The following is a 6,481-nucleotide window of genomic DNA, read 5'->3' as shown; positions in this document are numbered from 1 at the left end:
GGGGGGAGGGAGAGGCGCGTCGGCCGCCTCGCCGCCCTCCGCAGGCTCGACCACAAGAATCGGCGTGCCCTCCGAGACCTTCGAGCCCACCGCGACCAGCAGCTCCCGCACGGTGCCGGCCACCGGGGAGGGGACCTCCATGGTCGCCTTGTCGGATTCGATGCTGAGGATCAGGTCGTCCACGGCGAGGCGGTCGCCCGGCTTCACCAGGAGTTCGATCACCGGCACGTCCCGGTAATCGCCGATATCCGGGAGGGCGATCTGCAGCGCGGCGCTCATCGGGCGGGTTTCCGTGGCTTGTCTGGGGCGGACGGTTTTTGGGGGGCGGAGGTCCGGAGTCGGACCTTCCGAGGCGTGGTGACTTCCGGTGGATCCCCCACCCACCACCTCATCCTGAGGTGCTGCGCAGCAGCCTCGAAGGAGGCCTCCAGGGATCGCGCGGCCGGCTGGAGGGCTCCTTCGAGGGCTCCGCTTCGCTCTGCCGCCTCAGGATGAGGGAGCGGGTTGGAGTTGCTCGGGTCGGGGGGCAGCCCCTCAGATCGTCCAGGGCGCCGGCGTGTCCGCGTCGATGCCGTAGCGCTGGATCGCCTCGGCGACCGTGGCGCGGGGCACCGTGCCGGCTTCGGCGAGCGCGTGCAGGGCGGCCACCACCACGTGCTGCCGGTCCACCTCGAAGAAGCGGCGGAGGGCGTTGCGGGTGTCGCTGCGGCCGAACCCGTCGGTGCCCAGCGTCACGAACCGGGCCCCGACATAGGAGGCGATCAGCTGCGGGTAGGCCCGGACGTAGTCGGTCGCCGCCACGATCGGCGTCGCGCCCGGCAGCAGGGCGGCCACGTGGCTCACCGGCGCCTCGGCCTCCGGGTGCAGCATCGCCCGGCGCTCAGTCTCGCGCGCATCCCGCGCCAGCTCGCTGAAGCTGGTGACGCTGAACAGCTCGGCGGCGATCCCCCAATCCTGCGCCAGCAGGCCGGCGGCTGCGATCACCTCCGGTAGAATCGCGCCCGAGCCGAGCAGCCGCACCGCGGCAGGCCCCGAATCCGGCCCCGACAGGCGGTACATCCCCTTCAGGATGCCGGCCTCGGACCCCTCCGGCATGGAGGGCTGGGCGTAGTTCTCGTTCATGGCGGTGAGGTAATAGAAGGCGTCCTCGCCCTCTTCCATCATCGCTCGGGCGCCGCGATCGACGATCACCGCCACCTCGTAGGCGAAGGCCGGATCGTAGGCCCGGCAGTTCGGGATCGCTGCGGCGGCCAGGTGGCTCGACCCGTCCTGGTGCTGCAGGCCCTCGCCGCCGAGCGTGGTGCGTCCCGCCGTGGCGCCGATCAGGAAGCCGCGCGCGCGCTGGTCGGCCGCCGCCCAGATCAGGTCGCCGACCCGCTGGAAGCCGAACATCGAATAGTAGATGTAGAACGGCAGCATCGACAGGCCGTGGACGCTGTAGGCCGTGGCCGCCGCGGTCCAGGACGAGATCGCCCCGGCCTCGGTGATGCCTTCCTCCAAGAGCTGCCCGTCGCGCGCCTCGCGGTAATACAGCATCGAGCCGGCATCCTCCGGCTCGTAGAGCTGCCCCTCGGGGGCGTAGATCCCGACCTGCCGGAACAGGTTGGCCATGCCGAAGGTGCGCGCCTCGTCGGCGACGATCGGGACGACGCGCGGCCCGAGATCCTTGTGCTTCAGCAGGTTGCCGAAGAGCCGGACCACCGCCGTGGTGGTCGACATCTCCTTGCCGGCCGCCTCCAGGGCGAAGCCCGCATAGGTCGAGAGCGGCGGCACCGTCACGGTCGGCGCCGTGCGGCGGCGGGCCGGCAGGACGCCGCCCAGCATCTCGCGGCGCTCGCGCAGGTAGCGCATCTCGGCGCCGTCCTCGGCCGGCTTGTAGAAGGACAGGCCTTCCACCTGCGCGTCGGAGAGCGGCAGGGCGAAGCGGTCGCGGAAGGCGCGCAGCGCATCGACGTCGAGCTTCTTCGCCTGGTGGGCGGTCATGCGCGACTCGCCCGCGCCGCCCATGCCGTAGCCCTTCTTGGTCTTGGCCAAGATCACCGTCGGCCGCCCCTTGGTAGCCTTGGCGGCGGCGAAGGCGGCGTAGAGCTTGCGGAAATCGTGGCCGCCGCGCTTCAGCTTGTCCACGTCGGCATCCGACATGTGGGCGACGAGCTCGCGCACCTCTGGGTCCTCCCCGAAGAAGTGGGCGAGGTTGTAGGCGCCGTCCTTGGCGCCGAGCGTCTGGTACTTGCCGTCCACGGTGTCGGCGAAGCGGCGCAGCAGGGCGTGGTTGGTGTCGCGGGCGAAGATCCCGTCCCACTCGGAGCCCCACAGCACCTTGATGACGTTCCAGCCCGCGCCCCGGAACAGGCTCTCCAGTTCCTGGATGATCTGGCCGTTGCCGCGCACCGGGCCGTCCAGCCGCTGCAGGTTGCAGTTGATCACGAAGGTGAGGTTGTCGAGCTTCTCCCGGGCGGCGAGCGCCAGGCCGCCGATCGATTCCGGCTCGTCCATCTCGCCGTCGCCGAACACGCCCCAGACGTGCCGGGCCGAGGTGTCGGCCAGGCCGCGATGGCCGAGATAGCGCATGAACCGCGCCTGGTAGACCGCGTGGATCGGGCCGATGCCCATCGAGCCGGTGGGGACCTGCCAGAAATCCGGCATCAGCCAGGGATGCGGATAGGAGCACAGGCCGTCGCCGGCGATCTCCTGGCGGTAATGCTTCAGCTGCTCCTCGGAGAGCCGCCCCTCCAGGAAGGCGCGGGCGTAAACGCCCGGCGCCGAGTGCGGCTGGAAGTAGACGAGGTCGCCATCCGGGCCGCCCTTGAAGAAGTGGTTGAAACCGACCTCGAACAGCTCCGCCGCCGAGGCGTAGCTCGCCACGTGGCCGCCGAGCTCGCCGTAGGCCATGTTGGCGCGCACAACCATGGCGAGCGCGTTCCAGCGCATGATCGAGGTGAGCCGCTCCTCGATGTCGAGGTCGCCCGGGTAGCGCGGCTGCTTCTCCAGCGCGATGGTGTTGCGGTAGGGCGAGTAGGGCAGGGCCTCGTCGAGGATGCCGATCTCCTTCGAGCGCCGCTCCAGCCGGTCGAGGATGAACCGCGCCCGGGCGGCGCCCTCGGTGCGGAACAGCGATTCGAGGGCGGCCAGCCAATCCTGGGTCTCGGCCGGATCGTGATCGACCTCGGCGGACCGCGCGATCGTCGTCCTCGGCGGTATGGCGTTCATCTGCGCGAGCTCCCGGTTTTGCCCGGAGCATACGGGCTTCGCGGCGGCGGGATGTGCCGGATTTTTGTTATCGAGGGCCGATGATTGGCATATTGTGCCGAATCAGCGGGTCGAGGCGGTCGATCGTACCGATCGTCATGCCCACGGCAAACCGGAGAGCGAAAAAATGGTCTCCCGACCGGCCCATCTCGACGCCGCCTCCTTGCGCATCCTCGAACATCTGCAGCAGGACAGCGAGATCAGCATCGCCGACCTCGCCGAGCAGGTCGGGCTCTCGACCTCGCCGTGCTGGCGCCGGGTCAACGACCTGAAGGAGGCCGGGATCATCCGGGGCTGCGTCGCGGTGGTCGACCCGATGAGCCTCGGCCTCGCCGTGAACGTCTTCGTCCACGTCTCCCTGGAAAAGCAGACCCAGGCGGCCCTCCAGGCCTTCGACGAGGCGGTCCGCAGCCGCCCCGAGGTGATGGAATGCTACCTGATGAGCGGCGAGGCCGACTACATGCTGCGGGTGGTGGTGGAGGATCTCGGCCAGTACCAGCGCCTGGTGCTGGACCACCTCACCCGCATTCCGGGCGTGGCCAACATCCGCTCCAGCTTCGCGCTGGGTCAGGTGAAGTACACGACGGCGTTGCCGCTCGGGCACCTGACCCGGTGAGCCGGTCGTTCTCTGGATAAGGTATTGTCAGATCGCCCAGCGGAGCCGGCCTGAACCGGCGGCGTCACGCTGAAGAAAGAATGGTGGAGCCTAACGGGATCGAACCGATGACCTCTTCCATGCCATGGAAGCGCTCTCCCAGCTGAGCTAAGGCCCCACTTGTCCGCCGCGGTTTGGGTCCCGCAGGGTCTCGCCGACCGGCTGGCGTCCGGCGAGGCCGGTTCTATAGGCGGCTCTTTCCGCGGACTCAACCCCCTTTTTCGGGATTCTTCGTCGAAACGCCGACCCGCTCGGACCCTCCGCGGACTCTTCGTCAACTCTTCGAAGTCTGGGTGCCGGAACGGGTCAGATTTCTTCGTCAATCTCGCGATCGCGGCCGACGATCGGAAGACGGGCCCGATGGTCGCTGTCCCAGACCGTTGTCGATCGACCCGCCACCGGCCGGATCCGAAGCGCCGCCGACCGGGCCCGCCGGATGACGCGGGCCGGTGCGCGTGTTAACCGCGCCGCCAGTTCACGGTCCGATTGCAGCTCCGCGGCGCCCCCGCGCGACGCGCCGGATCCCGTCCCACCCAGAGATTCCCGAACGGATCCCCCGTGTCGCACGACTCGCCTCCCCAGCCCCTCACCGCCGCACCGGGCAGCCCGCTCAAGGGGCGCCTGCGCCCCCCGGGCGACAAGTCGATCTCCCACCGGGCCATGATCCTCGGGCTGCTGAGCCAGGGCGAGACCCGGGTCGAGGGCCTGCTCGAAGGTGACGACGTGCTGCGCACCGCCGCCGCCGCGAAGGCGCTGGGCGCCAAGATCGAGCGTCTCGGCGAAGGGCGCTGGATCGTGCGCGGCGTCGGCATCGGCGGCCTCACGGACCCGGCCGACGTGCTCGATTTCGGCAACGCCGGCACCGGCTCGCGGCTGATGATGGGCGTGGTGGGCGGCCAGCCGGTCACCGCGACCTTCGACGGCGACGCCTCCCTCCGCTCGCGCCCGATGCGCCGCATCCTCGATCCGCTGACCCGCATGGGCGCGCAGGTCCTGTCCGAGGCCGAGGGCGGGCGCGTGCCGCTGACCCTGCGCGGCCTCAACGAGGCGATCCCGATCACCTACGAGACCCCGGCCGCCTCGGCGCAGATCAAGTCCGCGGTGCTGCTCGCCGGCCTGAACGCCCCCGGCACCACCACGGTAATCGAGGCGGCCGCCACCCGCGACCACACCGAGCGGATGCTGCGCCTGTTCGGCGCCCAGGTCCGCGTCGAGCCGCACGGCCCCGACGGCCACGGCCGCAAGGTGTCGCTCACCGGGCAGCCGACCCTGCGCGGGACCGACGTGGTGGTCCCGGCCGATCCGTCCTCGGCGGCGTTCCCCCTGGTGGCGGCCCTGATCGTGCCGGGCTCCGACGTGGTGATCGAGGGCGTGATGATGAACCCGCTGCGGACCGGGCTGATCACCACCCTGCTGGAGATGGGCGCGCAGATCGAGCGCGTCGCCGAGCGGGAGGAGGGCGGCGAGACCGTCGCCGACCTGCGCGTGCGCGCGAGCCGCCTTACAGGCGTCGACGTCCCGGCCGAGCGCGCGCCCGCGATGATCGACGAGTACCCGGTGCTGGCGGTGGCAGCGAGCTTCGCCGAAGGCCGCACCCGGATGAACGGCCTGCACGAATTGCGCGTCAAGGAATCCGACCGCCTCGCCGCCGTTGCCGCGGGCCTCGCCGCCAACGGCGTCCGCCACAGCGTGGAAGTTGACGACCTGGTCGTCGAAGGCGACGGCACGGCAGCGCCCGGCGGCGGCACGGTGGCGACCCACCTCGATCACCGGATCGCCATGGCGTTCCTGGTGATGGGGCTCGCTACGAAGGCGCCGGTCTCGGTCGACGATGGCGCGATGATCGCCACGAGCTTCCCGAGCTTTCTGCCGTCCATGCAGGCCCTCGGCGGCCGGATCGGGGCCTGACATCATGCCGCTCGTCATCGCGATCGACGGCCCGGCCGCCTCGGGCAAGGGGACGCTCGCCAAGCGGCTGGCCGACCATTACCGGCTTCCGCACCTCGACACCGGGCTCCTCTACCGCGCCGTGGCGCTGGCCATGATCGATGCCGGCCTGTCCCTGGACGATTCGGAGGCCGCGTCCCGGGCGGCCCACGCCCTCGACGCCGACAGGTTGGACGACCCGCGCCTGCGCGACCGCGCCATGGGCGAGGCGGCCTCGCGGATCTCGGCGGTGCCGGAAGTTCGCGCCGCGCTTTTGGCCTGGCAACGCCGCTTCGCGGCCGATCCCCAGGGCGCCGTGCTGGACGGGCGCGACATCGGCACGGTGGTGTGCCCCGATGCCAGCGTGAAGCTGTTCATCACGGCCTCCTCCGAGGAGCGCGCCCGACGCCGCCACCTCGAACTCAGCGGACGCGGCGAATCCGCGACCTTCGCGGCAATCCTGTCCGACATCGAGGCCCGCGACGCCCGCGACGCCTCCCGGGCCGCCGCGCCGCTGCGCATGGCCGACGACGCGGTCCGACTGGACACCACCACCCTCGACCCGGACACCGCCTTCAGCCAAGCAAGAGGTATCGTTGAGCGCGCCCGCGGCGATGGAAGCCGAGCGCCACCCACAACCCCGTGTTGACC

The 6,481-nt window shown here is 70.6% G+C and carries 5 protein-coding genes and 1 tRNA gene; 3 read left to right on the top strand and 3 right to left on the bottom strand.

All coding sequences use genetic code 11. From position 1 onward, the window contains the following. Both FV233_RS27565 and mdeB read right to left on the bottom strand, forming a co-directional pair. On the bottom strand, positions 1 to 279 hold a 279-nt coding region (locus FV233_RS27565; protein ID WP_348642252.1), incomplete at its 3' end, for a biotin/lipoyl-containing protein. Positions 280 to 534: 255 nt separating this feature from the next. Next, positions 535 to 3,210, bottom strand: a complete 2,676-nt coding sequence (gene mdeB, locus FV233_RS27560) for an alpha-ketoglutarate dehydrogenase (protein WP_147899428.1) — start codon at positions 3,208 to 3,210, stop codon at positions 535 to 537. Positions 3,211 to 3,376: 166 nt separating this feature from the next. On the opposite strand from mdeB, the gene FV233_RS27555 reads away from it, so the two are divergent. Next, complete coding sequence (locus FV233_RS27555) at positions 3,377 to 3,865, top strand: Lrp/AsnC family transcriptional regulator (protein WP_147856980.1); 489 nt, start codon at positions 3,377 to 3,379, stop codon at positions 3,863 to 3,865. 81 nt (positions 3,866 to 3,946) lie between these two features. Here the strand turns inward: FV233_RS27555 and FV233_RS27550 are convergent. Further along, positions 3,947 to 4,022 (bottom strand) — tRNA-Ala (locus FV233_RS27550). 440 nt (positions 4,023 to 4,462) lie between these two features. On the opposite strand from FV233_RS27550, the gene aroA reads away from it, so the two are divergent. Both aroA and cmk read left to right on the top strand, forming a co-directional pair. Then, positions 4,463 to 5,812, top strand: coding sequence for a 3-phosphoshikimate 1-carboxyvinyltransferase (gene aroA / locus FV233_RS27545; RefSeq protein ID WP_147899427.1), 1,350 nt, complete (start codon positions 4,463 to 4,465; stop codon positions 5,810 to 5,812). A 4-nt stretch (positions 5,813 to 5,816) separates the two neighbouring features. Next, positions 5,817 to 6,479 carry a (d)CMP kinase gene (gene cmk / locus FV233_RS27540; RefSeq protein WP_147899426.1) on the top strand — a complete coding sequence of 221 codons (663 nt, stop codon included), beginning with the start codon at positions 5,817 to 5,819 and terminating at the stop codon, positions 6,477 to 6,479. Positions 6,480 to 6,481: the final 2 nt, after the last annotated feature.

Source organism: Methylobacterium sp. WL7 (genome assembly GCF_008040085.1).
GTDB classification, from domain to species: domain Bacteria; phylum Pseudomonadota; class Alphaproteobacteria; order Rhizobiales; family Beijerinckiaceae; genus Methylobacterium; species Methylobacterium mesophilicum.
The sequence above is the reverse complement of the archived record's forward strand: the minus strand, read 5'-3'. Positions and strand labels throughout refer to the sequence as shown.